Origin of the sequence: Micromonospora sp. WMMA1996 (genome assembly GCF_002573675.1) — a bacterium.
Lineage (GTDB): Bacteria > Actinomycetota > Actinomycetes > Mycobacteriales > Micromonosporaceae > Micromonospora > Micromonospora sediminicola.
This window is the reverse complement of the sequence record NZ_PDHU01000004.1, coordinates 68,584-85,979: the sequence shown is the minus strand read 5'-3', so window position 1 is coordinate 85,979 and position 17,396 is coordinate 68,584. Positions and strand designations below refer to the sequence as shown.

The 17,396-nt window shown below is 68.0% G+C and carries 11 protein-coding genes and 3 rRNA genes; 9 read left to right on the top strand and 5 right to left on the bottom strand.

Features of this window, described 5'->3' with window-relative positions; all coding sequences use genetic code 11:
• Positions 1-30: 30 nt before the first annotated feature.
• From argS to COO58_RS24650, 4 genes are all read right to left on the bottom strand, one after another.
• A complete protein-coding gene (argS, locus tag COO58_RS24660; protein WP_098747567.1) occupies positions 31-1,749 on the bottom strand; it encodes an arginine--tRNA ligase in 1,719 nt (572 codons plus the stop codon).
• A 267-nt stretch (positions 1,750-2,016) separates the two neighbouring features.
• Complete coding sequence (gene trpS, locus COO58_RS24655; protein WP_098747461.1) at positions 2,017-3,075, bottom strand: tryptophan--tRNA ligase; 1,059 nt, start codon at positions 3,073-3,075, stop codon at positions 2,017-2,019.
• Between the two features lie 88 nt (positions 3,076-3,163).
• Complete coding sequence (locus tag COO58_RS30380) at positions 3,164-3,310, bottom strand: hypothetical protein (RefSeq protein ID WP_157779165.1); 147 nt, start codon at positions 3,308-3,310, stop codon at positions 3,164-3,166.
• A gap of 49 nt (positions 3,311-3,359) precedes the next feature.
• The gene (locus tag COO58_RS24650; protein WP_091568321.1) at positions 3,360-3,803 is read right to left on the bottom strand and encodes a PRC-barrel domain-containing protein; all 444 of its coding nucleotides are present in this window, start codon (positions 3,801-3,803) and stop codon (positions 3,360-3,362) included.
• Positions 3,804-4,076: 273 nt separating this feature from the next.
• Here COO58_RS24650 and COO58_RS24645 point away from each other — a divergent pair, with 273 nt between their 5' ends.
• The 6 genes from COO58_RS24645 (at position 4,077) to COO58_RS24620 (ending at position 11,724) form a co-directional block, all read left to right on the top strand.
• Positions 4,077-4,526 carry a hypothetical protein gene (locus tag COO58_RS24645; RefSeq protein WP_091568324.1) on the top strand — a complete coding sequence of 150 codons (450 nt, stop codon included), beginning with the start codon at positions 4,077-4,079 and terminating at the stop codon, positions 4,524-4,526.
• Positions 4,527-4,652: 126 nt separating this feature from the next.
• The gene (locus COO58_RS24640; RefSeq protein WP_091576822.1) at positions 4,653-4,898 is read left to right on the top strand and encodes an SCO4848 family membrane protein; all 246 of its coding nucleotides are present in this window, start codon (positions 4,653-4,655) and stop codon (positions 4,896-4,898) included.
• Positions 4,899-5,693: 795 nt separating this feature from the next.
• Positions 5,694-7,208, top strand: a 16S ribosomal RNA gene (locus COO58_RS24635).
• A gap of 378 nt (positions 7,209-7,586) precedes the next feature.
• Positions 7,587-10,696, top strand: a 23S ribosomal RNA gene (locus COO58_RS24630).
• A 73-nt stretch (positions 10,697-10,769) separates the two neighbouring features.
• Positions 10,770-10,886, top strand: a 5S ribosomal RNA gene (gene rrf / locus COO58_RS24625).
• The 16S, 23S and 5S rRNA genes sit together here, the layout of an rRNA operon.
• A gap of 211 nt (positions 10,887-11,097) precedes the next feature.
• Positions 11,098-11,724, top strand: a complete 627-nt coding sequence (locus COO58_RS24620; RefSeq protein ID WP_098747565.1) for an NADPH-dependent F420 reductase — start codon at positions 11,098-11,100, stop codon at positions 11,722-11,724.
• Positions 11,725-11,789: 65 nt separating this feature from the next.
• Here COO58_RS24620 and COO58_RS24615 read toward each other — a convergent pair whose 3' ends face one another.
• On the bottom strand, positions 11,790-13,607 hold the full coding sequence (locus tag COO58_RS24615) for a VanW family protein (RefSeq protein ID WP_176558964.1): 1,818 nt from the start codon (positions 13,605-13,607) through the stop codon (positions 11,790-11,792).
• 185 nt (positions 13,608-13,792) lie between these two features.
• Between COO58_RS24615 and nudC the strand changes: the two genes are divergently transcribed.
• The 3 genes from nudC (at position 13,793) to COO58_RS24600 (ending at position 17,335) form a co-directional block, all read left to right on the top strand.
• The gene (gene nudC, locus COO58_RS24610) at positions 13,793-14,719 is read left to right on the top strand and encodes an NAD(+) diphosphatase (RefSeq protein WP_091568339.1); all 927 of its coding nucleotides are present in this window, start codon (positions 13,793-13,795) and stop codon (positions 14,717-14,719) included.
• A gap of 451 nt (positions 14,720-15,170) precedes the next feature.
• Positions 15,171-15,722, top strand: a complete 552-nt coding sequence (locus tag COO58_RS24605; protein WP_091576824.1) for a DUF6230 family protein — start codon at positions 15,171-15,173, stop codon at positions 15,720-15,722.
• Between the two features lie 80 nt (positions 15,723-15,802).
• Positions 15,803-17,335 (top strand): DUF6114 domain-containing protein, encoded by a 1,533-nt coding sequence (locus tag COO58_RS24600; RefSeq protein ID WP_098747454.1) that lies wholly within the window; start codon positions 15,803-15,805, stop codon positions 17,333-17,335.
• The last annotated feature ends 61 nt before the right edge of the window (positions 17,336-17,396 follow it).

Genomic DNA, 17,396 nt, shown 5'->3' with positions numbered 1-17,396 from the left:
CCGTCAGGGTCCGAGCATGAGCGGGCCCGCTCACAACCGCTCCGGGGTGCGGATGCCGAGCAGGTGCAGGCCCTGGTGCAGGACCCGCGCCGTCAGGTCGCACAGCACCAGCCGGCTCTCCCGCACCGGCCCCTCCGCCCGCAGCACCGGGCACCGCTCGTAGAACGCGCTGAACGCGGCGGCGAGCCGGTGCAGGTATGCGGCCAGGTGGTGGAACTCCAGGCTGCCGGCCACCGCGTCGACCACCGCCGCGAACCCGACCAGCTCGACGGCGAGCGCCCGCTCGGCCGGCTCGGCCAGCGAGATCCCCGCGTCCGGACGCGCGGCGACGCCGGCCCGCCGGAAGATCGACCGGATCCGCGAGTACGCGTACTGCAGGTACGGCGCGGTGTTGCCGTCCAACGCCAGCATCCGCTCCCAGTCCAGCACGTAGTCCTTGTGCCGGTCGCCGGACAGGTCCGCGAACTTGATCGCGCCGATGCCGACCGCGCGCCCCACCTCGGCCGCCTCCGCCTCGCCCAGCTCCGGATTGCGCTCGCGGGTCAACGCGGTGGCCCGCTCCACCGCCTCGGTCAGCAGCCCGACCAGCTTCACCGACCCACCGGCCCGGCTGCGCAGCATCCGCCCGTCCGCACCCAGGATCGACCCGAACCCGACGTGCTCGGCCCGCGCCGGCGGGGTCAGCCAGCCGGCCTGCGCGGCGGCCGCGAAGACCATCTCGAAGTGCCGCCGCTGCGGCAGCCCGACCACGTAGAGCAGCCGCGTCGCGCCCAGCGTGCCGGTCCGGTGCCGCAGCGCCGCCAGGTCGGTCGCCGGATAGCCGTACCCGCCGTCGGACTTGCGCACGATCAGCGGCAGCGGCTCGCCGTCACGCCCCACCGAACCCGGCGGGAACACGCACTCCGCGCCGTCGCTGCGCCGCAGCAACCCGAGCCGGTCCAACTCGTCGACGGTGGGCGCGAGCAGATCGTGGTAGCTGCTCTCACCCCGGAAGTCGGCCCGGGACAGGGTCACGTCGAGCAGGTCGTACACGGTCAGGAAGTAGCTCTCGGACTGCGCCACCAGCAGCCGCCACAGCCGGAGCGTGGCGGGGTCGCCGCCCTGCAACGCCACCACCCGCGACCGGGACCGGTCCCGGAACGCCGCGTCGTCGTCGAACTTCCCGCGCGCCGCCGTGTAGAACGCGTCCAGGTCCCCCATCGACAGCTCCTGCGCCGCCTCGGCCTCGCCGAGGTCGACCAGGTGCTCGATCAGCATGCCGAACGGAGTGCCCCAGTCGCCCAGGTGGTTGGCCCGCGACACCCGGTGCCCCAGCCATTCCAGCGTCCGCGCCGCCGCGTCGCCGATCACCGTCGACCGCAGGTGCCCGACGTGCATCTCCTTGGCCACGTTGGGCGCCGAGTAGTCGACCACCACGGTCTCCGGCGCGGCGACCACCGGCACCCCGAGCCGCGCATCGGTGGCCAGCGCGGAGACCATCCCGCCGAGCGTCCGGTCGGCCACGGTCAGGTTCAGGAAGCCCGGCCCGGAGACCTCGACCGCCGCGCAGAGGTCGGCCAGCTCCGCGCGCTCCCGCACCTCCTCGGCGACCGCCCGCGGCGGCCGGCCGAGACGCCGGGCCAGGCCGAGCGCCGCGTCGGACTGGAAGTCCGCGTGCTGCGAGCGCCGCACGACCGGGTCCACCGGTACGCCGGCCACCGCCGCGAACGCCGGCGCCAGCCGGTCGGACAACAACTTTTCAAGATCCATCGGTACGCCGATCTCGCTCGGATCCGTCGCGCGGATCACCGGTCGGGACTGCGGCGGAACGAGGACGATCGACGACGACCGGCGGCTCGATCCGCCGGTCGCAGGAGGGGAAGGCTCAGCGCAGGCGGTCGCGGGACCGCCGGCGTCGCAGCGCGCCGAGCCGGACGTCGGAGGACGCCGTCGGGTACGCCTGCGCGCTGGTCATGTCGGGAGCGTAACCGGCCGGTCCGGGGTACGCGCAACCGCGTACCCCGGACCGGCGGGTCGTCAGGCCGGCGTGGCCGCGGCCTTGCGATAGCGCTCGGCCCGTCGCCGCACCTGGGTGTACGCGCCGGTCAGGCCCATCGCCCGGCGGGCCTCGACGAGCGTGCGGCGCACCTCGGCGCGGGTCCGCTCGGTGCCGGCGACGATCAGCTCGTCGACCAGACCGGGCTGCGCCTCGAACCGGACGCGGCGCTCCCGGATCGGGTCGAGGAACCGGTTGAGCGCGGTCGTCAGGGCCTCCTTGACCTCGACGTCACCGACCCGGCCCGCCCGGTAGCGGGTCTTGAGGTCCTCGACCTGCTCCCGGTCCGGGTTGAAGATGTCGTGGAACGCGAAGACCGGGTTCCCCTCGACCGTCCCGGGCACGTCGGCGCGGACCCGGTTCGGGTCGGTGTACATCCCCATCACCTTGCGGCGCACGGTCGCCGCGTCGTCGGCGAGCCCGATCGCGTTCCCCCTGCTCTTGCTCATCTTCCCGGCGCCGTCGGTGCCGACCAGCGTGGGCGTCTCCGACATGATCAGGTCGGGCACCGGGAAGACCTCACCGTAGAGGTGGTTGAACCGGCGGGCGATCTCCCGGGTCACCTCGACGTGCGCGGCGTTGTCCCTGCCCACCGGCACGACCTGCCCCTTCACACAGAGGATGTCGGCAGCCTGGAGGACCGGGTAGCCGAGCAGCCCGTACGGCATCTCGTCCTTGCCCGCGTCCCGACTCATCTCCTTCAGCGACGGCACCCGCTCCAGCCGGGGCACCGTGATGAGGTTCTGGAAGAGCGTGTTCAGGTCACCGACCTCGGGGATCGCCGACTGGAGATAGAACGTGGCCCGGTCCGGCTCGACACCGGCCGCGAGGATGTCGGTGACCATCTCCCGGGCGTTGTGTGCGACCCGCTCGATGTCGGGGCGGCTGTTGCGGGTGGTGAGCATGTGCAGGTCGGCGATGATGAAGAAGCTCTCGTAGCGCTGGTGCAGCCGCACCCGGTTGGCGATGCTGCCGACGTAGTGGCCGAGGTGCAGCCGCCCGGTCGGGCGGTCGCCGGTGAGCATGCGTGCTGAGGACATGGTGGTACGCCTTTCGTGCCGGTCGCTGGCGGGGACGCGCGGATGCGCGGGCCGACCCGGGTGACCCGGATCGGTGGAGGTGGGCTCGTCAGAGCGAGCGCCGCCATCGCCCGCCGGCGCGGAACCGCAGCCCGCCGGCACGAAGGACGTCGAGGATCTGCTCCCGGCCGTCGTCGGCACGGCGACCCCGGAGACCGACGGGGGTCTCCGGGTCGCAGGTGTTCGACCGGGGCATGTCTGACACGGTAGCGGCTCACCGGCGCCGCCGGCTGCCCCTCAGGCGGTCAGTGCTGCCGGTAGCTCTCCGTGTAGTAGCTGCCGACCCGGTCCCGGTAGTCGGCCCGGCCGAAGTCGTCCGGGTCGAACGCCGGTGACTCCTTCACCTGATCCCGCGTGCGGTCCACGTGCACCACGCGCTCCAGGTGGTCGACCCGGGCGACGGTGCCCGCCGGCAGCAGCACCTTCTTCCCGAAGATCCAGGGCCCGGTGTCCACCACCAGGTACCGGGCGTCGGCGTCCTCGCTGGCCTCGTCGATCGAGCCGATCCGGCCGTCGGTCGCCTCCACCCGGTAGCCGGTGAGGTCGATCGGCGTGCCCGGACCGGGCGCGTCCGGTCGGTCGTCCGCGTCCCCGGAGCGCTGCTGCGGCACGTCGTCCGGGTCGGTCTGCTGGTAACCCCCGGCGAGAGCGGCGGGATCCCGCCAGGACCACGGGTTGAACGGCTGCATCACGGCACCTCCGGATCGTCGTCTCGGGACTCTCGACGGTGCCCCGCCGACCGCCGCCGGAAACGCGGACGCAATTGGCGAATTCACCTCGCCTCATTTCTGCGAGATAGCTCATAGCCCGTGCCGTATCGTCTCCGCCCCAGCTCAGGGCCGATACGACGGCCGGTCGGCACATCGGCTGACCACCGGTGGTGTGACCGGCGCACATTCGGCGGCGGTCGCCGTGTCGACCATTCTTTGCCCGCATCGGTGGCAGCGAACAAAGGAGTGCAGATGCAACGGCTCATTCGACGCGTCGGCGTCTCGACGGCCGCGGCGGCCGTCCTGGTCGCGCTCACGGGCGCCACCCCGACGTCGCTCCCCGAGGCGCTCTGCGGCCCCGGGTACGCCGCCGTCGACCAGGACCCGATCCACGATGCCGCCACCGGGGAGGCGCTCGGCAGCGTGCACCTGCTGCGCAACCTCCTGACCGGCTACGGCTGCGCGGTCACGGTCAAGTCCGCGTACGCCGGCACGTTCACCGAGACCCGCGTCTACCTCGCTCCGGAACACCTGCCCTTCGTGGTCGACCAGGGCAGCCGCCGCTACGCCGCCGGCCCGGTCCACGGCTACGTCCGCGCCCGGTGCGTCGTCTGGGGCGGCTCGATGACCGACCCGTCGGGAGTGGTCCACCACCACGACCGGGCCAACCCGGCCATCGGTGGCGCGGTCACCTGCTTCTGACGTCTCCGCTCCCGGCCGGTGGGTCGGGCCGTCCGCGCGCCGGCCGTTCCGCTCCTCGGGTCCACTGGCGGGTCGGATCCTCCGGCCCGCCGGCGCCGGGAGCTGCCGCTGGCATACTGGCCGACCATGGTTCTGTCGCGTGGCTGGTCGTTGTTCCTGCTCGGGGTCGGCGGGTGGACCTGGGTGATCTGGCCGAGGTTCGCGGTCGCCATCTGGAACGACCCGCGGGCCTGGTCCGCCGGCGTCGTCGGCGAGGGCGATCCCACCGCCTTCCTCTGGGTGCACGCTCTGCTCATCGCCGCGTCCCTGGCCATCGGTACGACCGTCGGCGTCCTCGGCCTCCGCGCCTGGCTCGCCACCCGCCGCCGCTGACTCCCTCCGCCCGCCTCTCCCGCTCTCCCGGCGTTGACCAAGGAGTTTGCGTCGCTCAGGGACCGTTCTCCTGACCGGAACTCCTTGGTCACCAGGACCGGACGAGGACGCCGAGCGTTCCGGTAGTGGTGCTGAGCTGGGGAGATTTGCGGTCGAAGATGGTGTGACGCGGGACGCTACCCCTGGATTTGACGATCAAACCCGCAGACGCGTAACTTTCTCTCTGCCAGCGCGGAACGGGGCAAACGGGACGAAAGCCCGGGAGTGCCGAACCGAGGTGGTACCGGGTCGGACGGAGGCTCTGCCTCCTGAGGACGCGGTCCGGGCGAGGCCCCGCCAAAACGCCGCAGGGCGGATTTGGCGGAGCGGAACCGACCGGGTAAGGTTGTCGACCGGCAGGGCACCGGGCGAGCTTGCGGGAAACCGCAGCGGCCGGCCTGCCAAATCCGATGATCAAGCGCACGGCTTGCCGCTGCGCGCGGTCAGCGGCGCCAACCCGTACGAAGCATGACAGACCGGGACACACGGTTTGACACGGCGGAGACGGTGAGGTAACGTAGTAAAAGTGCCCGGCGCGAGAGCGGCGGACATGAACGAGATGCCCCGGTCGGGGGTTCCACGGTGTGGGGCTTCTGGTTGGTGTGTGGTTGTTCTTTGAGAACTCAACAGGGTGCTTGTAAAGCCAGTGCCAATTGTTTTATACCCCGGACTGGTGGCTGTTCTTTGGAATGGTTGCTGGTTGGGATTCCTTTGGCAACACTTTTGTTGCCAGGACATTGTGTCCGACAAAGATTTTTGTTGGAGAGTTTGATCCTGGCTCAGGACGAACGCTGGCGGCGTGCTTAACACATGCAAGTCGAGCGGAAAGGCCCTTCGGGGTACTCGAGCGGCGAACGGGTGAGTAACACGTGAGCAACCTGCCCTAGGCTTTGGGATAACCCCGGGAAACCGGGGCTAATACCGAATATGACCTCCGATCGCATGGTTGGTGGTGGAAAGTTTTTCGGCCTGGGATGGGCTCGCGGCCTATCAGCTTGTTGGTGGGGTGATGGCCTACCAAGGCGACGACGGGTAGCCGGCCTGAGAGGGCGACCGGCCACACTGGGACTGAGACACGGCCCAGACTCCTACGGGAGGCAGCAGTGGGGAATATTGCACAATGGGCGGAAGCCTGATGCAGCGACGCCGCGTGAGGGATGACGGCCTTCGGGTTGTAAACCTCTTTCAGCAGGGACGAAGCGTAAGTGACGGTACCTGCAGAAGAAGCGCCGGCCAACTACGTGCCAGCAGCCGCGGTAAGACGTAGGGCGCGAGCGTTGTCCGGATTTATTGGGCGTAAAGAGCTCGTAGGCGGCTTGTCGCGTCGACCGTGAAAACCTGGGGCTCAACCCCAGGCCTGCGGTCGATACGGGCAGGCTAGAGTTCGGTAGGGGAGACTGGAATTCCTGGTGTAGCGGTGAAATGCGCAGATATCAGGAGGAACACCGGTGGCGAAGGCGGGTCTCTGGGCCGATACTGACGCTGAGGAGCGAAAGCGTGGGGAGCGAACAGGATTAGATACCCTGGTAGTCCACGCTGTAAACGTTGGGCGCTAGGTGTGGGGGGCCTCTCCGGTTCCCTGTGCCGCAGCTAACGCATTAAGCGCCCCGCCTGGGGAGTACGGCCGCAAGGCTAAAACTCAAAGGAATTGACGGGGGCCCGCACAAGCGGCGGAGCATGCGGATTAATTCGATGCAACGCGAAGAACCTTACCTGGGTTTGACATGGCCGCAAAACTGTCAGAGATGGCAGGTCCTTCGGGGGCGGTCACAGGTGGTGCATGGCTGTCGTCAGCTCGTGTCGTGAGATGTTGGGTTAAGTCCCGCAACGAGCGCAACCCTCGTTCGATGTTGCCAGCGCGTTATGGCGGGGACTCATCGAAGACTGCCGGGGTCAACTCGGAGGAAGGTGGGGATGACGTCAAGTCATCATGCCCCTTATGTCCAGGGCTTCACGCATGCTACAATGGCCGGTACAATGGGCTGCGATACCGTGAGGTGGAGCGAATCCCAAAAAGCCGGTCTCAGTTCGGATCGGGGTCTGCAACTCGACCCCGTGAAGTCGGAGTCGCTAGTAATCGCAGATCAGCAACGCTGCGGTGAATACGTTCCCGGGCCTTGTACACACCGCCCGTCACGTCACGAAAGTCGGCAACACCCGAAGCCGGTGGCCCAACCCTTGTGGAGGGAGCCGTCGAAGGTGGGGCTGGCGATTGGGACGAAGTCGTAACAAGGTAGCCGTACCGGAAGGTGCGGCTGGATCACCTCCTTTCTAAGGAGCACCATCCACCGAAAGGTGGCATGGAGCCCGCGACCTGCGAATGTCGGGTCGGGGTGCTCAGATGGCGGAGACACTGGCAAGTCGGGTGCCGGCAACGGCCATGGTTCCTCTAGTACAGCTGCTTCTTCGGGGGTGGTGGGAACGAGTCCGTGGTGCGGCTGGTGACTGATGTAAGCACCCTGTTGGGTCCTGAAGGAACAACCACGGTTGTTTTTTCAGAACCATGCTCCTGCCCGTGGTGGTGGGAGACGGTTATCCAGGCATGGCCTGGTCCTGCATACCGCCGGCGGTGGTCGGGTTTGGTGTGGGGCTGTGGGTTGTGGGTTGGTTGTTTGTTGAGAATTGCACAGTGGACGCGAGCATCTTTGTGGTCAAGTTGTCAAGGGCGAACGGTGGATGCCTTGGCACCAGGAGCCGATGAAGGACGTGGGAGGCCGCGATAGGCCTGGGGGAGCTGTCAACCAAGCTGTGATCCCAGGGTGTCCGAATGGGGAAACCCGGCATCAGTCATGTGATGTCACCCGCACCTGAACACATAGGGTGTGTGGGGGGAACGCGGGGAAGTGAAACATCTCAGTACCCGTAGGAAGAGAAAACAAATAGTGATTCCGTGAGTAGTGGCGAGCGAAAGCGGATTGAGGCTAAACCGGCTGCGTGTGATACCTGTCAGGGGTTGCGTGGTTGGGGTTGTGGGACCCTGCTGAGTGTGCTGACACGCACTCGAGGAGTTACAAAGCTGGTGGCTAGTCGAACAGTCTGGAATGGCTGACCGTAGACGGTGATAGTCCGGTAGGTGAAAGTTGCCAGTCTTCTGTGGGTGTTCCCGAGTAGCGGCGGACTCCTGAAATCTGCCGTGAATCTGCCAGGACCACCTGGTAAGCCTAAATACTTCCTGGTGACCGATAGCGGACGAGTACCGTGAGGGAATGGTGAAAAGTACCCCGGGAGGGGAGTGAAATAGTACCTGAAACCGTTCGCCTACAATCCGTCGGAGCCTTGCGGGGTGACGGCGTGCCTTTTGAAGAATGAGCCTGCGAGTTAGTGGCATGTGGCGAGGTTAACCCGTGTGGGGGAGCCGTAGCGAAAGCGAGTCTGAATAGGGCGAACATAGTCGCATGCTCTAGACCCGAAGCGGAGTGATCTAGCCATGGGCAGGCTGAAGCGCGGGTAAGACCGCGTGGAGGGCCGAACCCACCAACGTTGAAAAGTTGGGGGATGACCTGTGGTTAGGGGTGAAAGGCCAATCAAACTCCGTGATAGCTGGTTCTCCCCGAAATGCATTTAGGTGCAGCGTCGCGTGTTTCTTGCCGGAGGTAGAGCACTGGATGGTCTAGGGGGCCCACAAGCTTACCGAAATCAGCCAAACTCCGAATGCCGGTAAGTGAGAGCGCGGCAGTGAGACTGCGGGGGATAAGCTTCGTAGTCGAGAGGGAAACAGCCCAGATCACCAGCTAAGGCCCCTAAGCGTGTGCTAAGTGGAAAAGGATGTGGGATCGCATAGACAACCAGGAGGTTGGCTTAGAAGCAGCCACCCTTTAAAGAGTGCGTAATAGCTCACTGGTCAAGTGGTTCCGCGCCGACAATGTAGCGGGGCTCAAGCACACCGCCGAAGCTGTGGCATTCACATTTCAACCTCGCTTGGACTTGATTCCTTGTGCAGGTGTGTGGATGGGTAGGGGAGCGTCGTGCCGGGGGTGAAGCAGCGGGGTGACCCAGCTGTGGACGCGGCACGAGTGAGAATGCAGGCATGAGTAGCGAAAGAAGGGTGAGAAACCCTTCCGCCGGATGACCAAGGGTTCCAGGGCCAGGCTAATCCGCCCTGGGTGAGTCGGGACCTAAGGCGAGGCCGAGAGGCGTAGTCGATGGACAACGGGTTGATATTCCCGTACCCGCGAAAGAGCGACCCTGATGAACCTCGTTGTGCTAACCATCCGAGCTGCCGGACGTCTTCGGACTGATGGTGGTGAGCGTGGGAACCTGACGGGTAGTAGTCAAGCGATGGGGTGACGCAGGAAGGTAGCTGATCCCGGCCGGTGGTTGTGCCGGGGTAAGCGTGTAGGCCGTACCGTAGGCAAATCCGCGGTGCACATAGGCTGAGACGTGATGCCGAGCCGATTCAGGTGAAGTCAGTGATCCTATGCTGCCGAGAAAAGCCTCTAGCGAGTTCTTAGCGGCCCGTACCCCAAACCGACACAGGTGGTCAGGTAGAGAATACCGAGGCGATCGGGCGAACTGTGGTTAAGGAACTCGGCAAATTGCCCCCGTAACTTAGGGAGAAGGGGGGCCGGAGACGTGAAGCCCCGCGCGGGTGGAGCGTTGTATGGCCGCAGAGAGCAGGGGGAAGCGACTGTTTACTAAAAACACAGGTCCATGCGAAGAAGTAATTCGATGTATATGGACTGACGCCTGCCCGGTGCTGGAACGTTAAGGGGACCTGTTAGCTCTTCGGGGCGAAGCGGAGAACTTAAGCGCCAGTAAACGGCGGTGGTAACTATAACCATCCTAAGGTAGCGAAATTCCTTGTCGGGTAAGTTCCGACCTGCACGAATGGCGTAACGACTTCCCCACTGTCTCAACCACAGGCCCGGCGAAATTGCATTACGAGTAAAGATGCTCGTTACGCGCGGCAGGACGGAAAGACCCCGGGACCTTTACTATAGCTTGACATTGGTATCTGAATTAGCTTGTGTAGGATAGGTGGGAGCCGGTGAAGTCCATACGCCAGTATGGGTGGAGGCAATCTTGAAATACCACTCTGGTTGATTTGGGTATCTAACTTCGGACCGTTATCCGGTTCAGGGACAGTGTCTGGTGGGTAGTTTAACTGGGGCGGTTGCCTCCTAAAGGGTAACGGAGGCGCCCAAAGGTTCCCTCAGCCTGGTTGGCAATCAGGTGTTGAGTGCAAGTGCACAAGGGAGCTTGACTGTGAGACTGACAGGTCGAGCAGGGACGAAAGTCGGGACTAGTGATCCGGCACTGGCATGTGGAAGCGGTGTCGCTCAACGGATAAAAGGTACCCCGGGGATAACAGGCTGATCTTCCCCAAGAGTCCATATCGACGGGATGGTTTGGCACCTCGATGTCGGCTCGTCGCATCCTGGGGCTGTAGCAGGTCCCAAGGGTTGGGCTGTTCGCCCATTAAAGCGGTACGCGAGCTGGGTTTAGAACGTCGTGAGACAGTTCGGTCCCTATCCGCCGTGCGCGTAGGATACTTGAGAAGGGCTGTCCCTAGTACGAGAGGACCGGGACGGACGAACCTCTGGTGTGCCAGTTGTCCCGCCAGGGGCACGGCTGGTTAGCTACGTTCGGAAGGGATAACCGCTGAAAGCATCTAAGCGGGAAGCTCGCTTCAAGATGAGGTATCCCACCCACATTTGTGGGGTAAGGCCCCCAGCTAGACGACTGGGTTGATAGGCCGGAAATGTAAGCCCGGTAACGGGTTCAGTTGACCGGTACTAATAGGCCGAGGACTTGACTACCAAGCTGCTACGCGTCCACTGTGCAACTCTGAACAAACACCACCCATCGGGTTGGTTGACATGTTCATAGAGTTACGGCGGTCATGGCGGAGGGGAAACGCCCGGCAACATTCCGAACCCGGAAGCTAAGCCCTCCAGCGCCGATGGTACTGCACTCGGGAGGGTGTGGGAGAGTAGGACACCGCCGGACAATCTTCAGCTCAGGGCCACCCCTCACGGGGTGGCCCTGACGCATTTCCTCCGCCGGTCCGGCCGGAATCACCACGGCCGGCCCGGGCTGTCTCGTACCGTCGGTCGGGGATCCTTCCGTGCGCCTGGCCGCCCCTGGCGGCTACGGAAACGTGACGTGGCGTACGGCGGGTTTGTGATCGGGACGGACCGGCCGGGGTACAGGAGTGGTCATGGAGATCGGAATCATCGGGTCGGGGCACATCGGGGGCACCCTCACCCGTCGTCTGAGTTCACTGGGCCACGACGTGACGGTGGCCAACTCCCGCGGGCCGGAGAGCCTCGCCGACCTCGCCGCCGAGACCGGCGCGCGGGCGGCCGGGCTGGAGGAGACCGTCCGGGGCGCGGAGCTGGTGGTCGTCGCGATCCCGCTCAAGGCGGTGCCGCAGCTGCCGGCGGCGCTCTTCGACGGCAAGCTCGTGGTCGACGCGAACAACTACTACGCCCAGCGCGACGGTGAGATCCCGGAGCTGCTGGACCGGAGCCTCAGCTCGAGCCGCTGGACGGCGGACCACCTCAAGGGCGCCCGGGTGGTCAAGGTCTTCAACAACATCCAGGCCGCGCACCTGATGGACAACGGCAAGCCGGCGGGCGCCGTGGGCCGGATCGCCCTGCCGGTGGCCGGCGACGACGCGGACGCCAAGCGGATCGTCATGGGGCTGGTGGACGAGCTGGGCTTCGACCCGGTGGACGCCGGCACGCTGGACGAGAGCTGGCGCCAGCAGCCGGACACGCCGGTCTACGGCACCGACCGCGACGCGGACGGCGTGCGGGAGGGCCTGGCCGCGGCGCGGCCCTGAGAACCACTGAGGACAGCGAGAGGCCCCGCCGGCCATGCCGGGCGGGGCCTCCTCGTGTGCGCGGGTCAGGCGCCCGGCTCGGGCGCGCAGATGAAGCGCGGCTCCGGGTCGTAGCGCCAGCTGAACTTCTCCCGCTTGATCACCTTGCCGTCCTTCTTGATCACCCGGTACGCGTCCTGCGCGAACCCCACGCTGCCCGCCGCGGCGATGCAGTCCGGTCCGGGCTTCAGGTAGACGGTCTTCGGCTGGGTGATGTTCCGACGCGGGCCGTACTCGGTCTTCACGCTGTCGTAGATCTTGGTGCTCCAGATCGACACGGTGATCGTGCTGGACGTGTACGACGTGTCGATGAGCACGCCGTGCGGCGTGTTGTTGCGGAACTTGAAGTCGAGCTGGGGCCAGTAGATGGTCGACTCGATCACGGCCGGGTAGCGGCTGAAGTAGAACGAGTGCGGCTTGTGCTCGACGTCCTGCATCCCCGCGTAGTAGGTCGCGTTGAACAGCGTGGTGGTGAACTGCGAGACACCGCCACCCACCCCCGGCACCAGCTTGCCGCCCACGATCGTCGGCGCGTCCTGGTAGCCCTGGTCGTAGCCGCGCTCACCGGTGTGGCCGTTGAGCGAGAAGGTCTCCCCCGGCTTCACGATCGTGCCGTCCACGTCCTTCGCGGCCTGGACGATGTTCTGGCTGCGCGGTGAGGAGAGGCCGCCGGTGAACCGGGTGGTGAAGGTGGAGACGCGCTCCTTGATGCCCAGCTCCGCGAGCGCGGCCTCGGTCAGCTCCGGCGCGGCCGGCTTGAGCTCGGCGCTGACCGAGCGGCCGGTCGACCTGGGCAGCACCGCGAGCAGTGCGGGGCCGAGCGCGGCGGCGTCGACCTGGCGGCCGGCGCGGCTGGGCACCACCTTGGGCTTGCCGCCGCTGATGGTCAGCCCGGCGTCGCGCGGTTCCACCTCGAGCGTGGCCAGCTTGCCGCCGAGCGCGGCACGCAGCCGCTTGACGTCGACCCGGGGGGTGAGCGTCCCGGCTTCGTCGGCCGAGAAGCGCAGCGACCTGGCGATGGCGGCGGGCGGGATGGTCACCGACCCGCCGTCGGTGGTGAGCGTGACGGGTGCGGAGACGGCCGGCCGGGCCAGCTCGGTGACGAGCCGGTCGACCTCCTCGCGGGTGGTTGCCGGCCACTTCTCCACCAGCGGCACGGTGACCGGCCGGGCGGCGAGCCAGCCGGACGTCACCGCCTCGGTCGCGCCGGCCGTGTCCACGGTCAGCGCCGGCTTCGGGTAGACCGGCTTGGGGGTGGTGCCGGTCCAGATGATGGCCGGCATGGTCATCTCCCGGCCCTGGGAGCCCATCGCCTTGCGCAGGGCGGCCTCCAGCCGGGCGGAATCGACGGTCACCACCGGCTCGACCGTGCGGGACCCGACGAGCCGGCTGACCGCGTGCGCGTCGGCGGCGGCGGCCGCCGCGACGGTGGCGTCCACGTCGATGGCGAGCCCGACGTCGGCCGGCTTCAGCTCGGCCTTCTTCTCGCCCACGGTCACCGTGAGCGGGGCGGTCAGCGTCTCGGCGCGGCGCTCCAGCTCGGCGCGGAGCGCCCGGGCAGCGTCCGCCCGGCTCCGACCGCCCAGCTCGGTGCCGAGCACGGTGGTGCCGCGGGGCACGTCGCCGGCGTAGGCGTAGGCGCCGACGCCGACGCCCGCGGCGAGCACGGCGGCGGTGAGCCCGCCGGCCAGCAGCAGCCAACCGCGCCGGGACCGCCCGGGCTTCTCCCCGCCGCCAGTGTCGGGCGGTGTGGCGACCGGCTCCAGCTCGACGCCGGGCCAGCTCACCGCCGCCACCTTGATGGTGGGCCGGTCGTCGGCAGCCGGCATCTTCTCGCCGTTCATCGTCACTGCAACCTCGATCGGAAAGACACGCGGGGACCGCTTCCCCCGCGGGAGACACCTACGGTAACCAACGCTCGAGCCGGTCGGGAGTCTCCGGCCGGCAGCCGTGTCGGGCGAGTGCCGGTGTCGTACCCGTCACCCGTTTCCGGCCCCCGCTCCGTCGCCGGTCGTGGCACGGTGGGCGGGTGCGGACGGATGACCGGGTGGTGGCCGCGTACGGCGGTGGGTGGCTGGACCGGGCGGCGGCGCTGCGCGGCGACCCGGCCTGGCTGGCCGGGCGGTTGGCCGATCCGGAGAGCGTGGTGCTGCCGCTGTGGCGGGACCGGTGCCTCGTCGACGCCGGGCGGACGCCGGTGCGACCGGCGGTGGTCGGTGCGGCCGGCCTGCTCGCCGCCGCCGACGAGACGGTCTTCCTCGGCTTGGCGGAGGGCCGGGCGGTCTTCGCCGCCGACCTCTCCGGCCGCGCCGAGGGCGAGGCCCGCGACCTGGCCGGCGCCGTCGAGGCGGTGGACGTCCGGTCCCTGGTGGGCGGGCTGGGGGCGGCCGAGGCGGCCGTCCAGGCGTACGCGAAGGGGTTGCTGCACTGGCACCGGGGCCAGCGGTTCTGCGGCGCGTGCGGCGCGGCGACGGTCGCCGGGGCGGGCGGGCACACCCGGGCCTGCACCGGCGACGGGTGCGGCCGGCTGCTCTTCCCCCGGATCGAACCCGCGGTGATCATGCTGGTGGAGTCGTCCGGTGAGCCGGAGCGCTGCCTGCTGGCCCGGCACCGTGGCGCCGGCGAGGACTCGTGGTCGCTGCTGGCCGGTTTCGTGGAGATCGGCGAGAGCCTGGAGGACGCGGTTCGGCGGGAGCTGGTCGAGGAGGCCGGGATCGCGGTGCGCGGGGTGGTCTACCAGGGTTCGCAGGCGTGGCCGTTCCCGGCCGGGCTGATGGTCGGCTTCCGGGCGACGGCGGCGTCGACGGAGGTCCGGGTCGACGGTGCGGAAGTGGTGGAGGCGCGCTGGTTCACCCGGGACGAGCTGCGCGCCCGGGTCACCGCCGGTCGTCCGCTCGGCCGGATCGACTCGATCGACCGCCACCTGCTGGGGTCGTGGTTGGACGGCCGGAGCTGACCGGTCTCCGGTCGTCGTCGCGGGTCGGCCGGACGGGTGATCGGCACCTCACCCTCAGCGGCTTGTCAGCTGGCCGTTACTGAACTGTGATGTTTGACCGTGATGGCTACCACAGGTGAAACCTCTGCGCCATCGTGTCGTAATCAGGCCGGTTTGCCCAGGGCCGGTTGTCGCCGGGACGTTAACCGATGGTAACCGTAGGCGATCTTGATACCACAGCTGTGTTACCCGTCAGTAGCAAGGGGCTTGTGAGGTCTGTCGCTTCGCGAGAGCATCCAATCCGCGACCGCGCGGCCCGTTCGGCACAACGGCACCCGCGCCGCCCCGCAGCTTTCCGTCCCGCGTCGCGTCCCGCGTCCGGAGACGCACCCCCGTCGAGGAGGACCTTGTGAGTGAATCGGAGAACCGCGAGCTGAGTGGCGGCACCCGCTGGCGGCGCTTCGCCGCGGTGATGGTGCCCGCGACCGTCGTGGCCGGCGGCATCGTGCTGGGGATGGCCAACGGCGCCATCGCGGCGTCGTTCGCCGTGTCGGGCCAGACCTTCAAGGTCGGCGCCTCGAAGCTGGAGGGCACCGGCTTCAAGCAGTACGGCGGCATCGCCAAGGAGTCGGACGGCACCCAGCACCCGGTGGCGGTCTCCGAGATCGCCGACGCCAAGCTCTACGACCTCTGCCAGTCGGTCAACGCCAGCATCCCCGGCGTGCCGATCGTGCTGACCATCAACGCCGGCGGCGGCGGCAAGCCGGCCACCGCCACCAACCTGCTGATCGACATGGACTCGCTCGAGGGTGACGCCCGGTTCGAGAACATCAAGATCGGCCGGGACGCGGCCGACATGAACCCGGCGCAGCCGGTCGTGCCGAAGTCCTTCGGCCAGAGCGCCGACGCGGTGACCATCACGGACCTGGAGCAGGTGGCCCGTTCCACCAGCGCCGGCGTCTTCACCCTCAACGGCCTGAAGCTCAAGGTCAACGTGGGCAAGGACGCCAAGGAATGCTTCTGATCTGAACTCGAGGCCCGCGGAGGGCGCCCTCCGCGGGCCTCGACCATGTCTCACCCCGTCAGCACCGCCAGGAGGAGTACGTGACAACCGCCGAAACGCAGCAGGCCCGGCCCGGTCGGCTCGGCCAGGCGTGGCGTGGCTTCCGCCGGTGGCGCCGGGCGCGGCCGTTCTGGGGCGGGCTCTTCACCACCCTGGCCGGCCTGGAGATCTTCGCCACCACCCAGTTGAGCCTCAACGGCCTCACCTTCCAGATGGGGCCGACCGGCTTCCTGTCCTGGCTCATCCCCACCATCCTCGTGGCCTGCGGCATGCTGCTCTGGTTCAGCCCGGCGCAGCGCATGTTCTACGCGGTGGTCGCGGCGATCACCGCGCTCTACTCGCTGATCGGTGTGAACCTCGGCGGCTTCTTCATCGGCCTGCTGCTCGGCATGGTCGGCAGCGCGCTCGGTTTCGCCTGGGTGCCGCGCAAGGGCCCGGCCGCCGACGTGCCTCCGGCGGAACCGACCGACGACGAGCCGGTCGAGGAGCCGGCCGACGAGCCGGAGCCGGCCCTGGTCGACGAGCTGCTGCCCCGGCAGCGGGAGGACGACACCACCGGGGTGCTCACCGACACCCTGCCGGAGCCGCGCAACCCGCTGCGGGAGTCGGCCCCGGCGGAACCGGCCGTGGACGCGCCGCCCACGGACGCGCCGCGCGGTTCCGGGCAGCCGCCCCGGGCGTACGCGATCCTGCTGGTCCTCGCCGTCTCCGCGGCCGGGCTGGTCGCGATCCGCGACGAACGGCCGGCGATCGCGGCACCGGCGGCCTGCCCGACCACCTCGGCCCCGGCGCCCAAGCCGTCCGCCTCGAAGACCCCGACGGCCTCCCCGTCGGCCAGTCCGAGCACCACCGCGCCGGCCGAGCCGGCGGAGGAGAAGGACGGCAACCTGCTGACCGACATCGTCGACGGCATCACCGGCCTGTTCACCGGCGGTGACGACGACAAGGCCGAGCCGTCGCCGTCCGCGTCGGCCGTGGCCGCCGCCGCGGCGACCCCGAGTGGAAGCGCCACGCCGAAGCCCAGCGGCAGCGCCAAGCCGTCGACCCCGGCCGAGTCGGGCGCCGACTGCGACGAGGACAAGCCGGCCCCGACCAAGCCGAAGCCGGTCGAGGAGGGCAAGCCGCTGCCCAAGCTGGCGGCCGACCCCGACCAGCCGCTCGTCGCCGACCCGCCGTCCCGGCTCACCGGCTCCAAGGTCACGATGACGGGGCTGCGCTTCGAGGGCATCGTCGAGCTGCCGACCCGGGACGGCACGCTCAAGTGCCTGAAGTTCACCATGGACAAGGCGGTCACCGACGACTTCACGCTGCTGGCCAGCGGCCCGGCCGGCAAGAAGCAGCGGTACGTGACCGACCGGCTCACCGTCGAGGGCGACGTCGCCTTCTACGCCACCCGGTTCGTCGGCTACCTGCTCGGCATCAAGATCACGCTGACGCCGGACCTGCCCTTCCCGGACGGGATCCCGATCACCTCGCCGATCCCGATCAGCTTCACCGACCCGGTGATGGAGTTGGCGTACGAGAACTCGAAGTCCCTCACCGCCCGGCCGGTGCTCCGGGTCGACCTGGCCTGACCGGCGCGGACAGCGAAACGGCCGGGAGCCGGAGGGAACTCCGACTCCCGGCCGTCGCCGT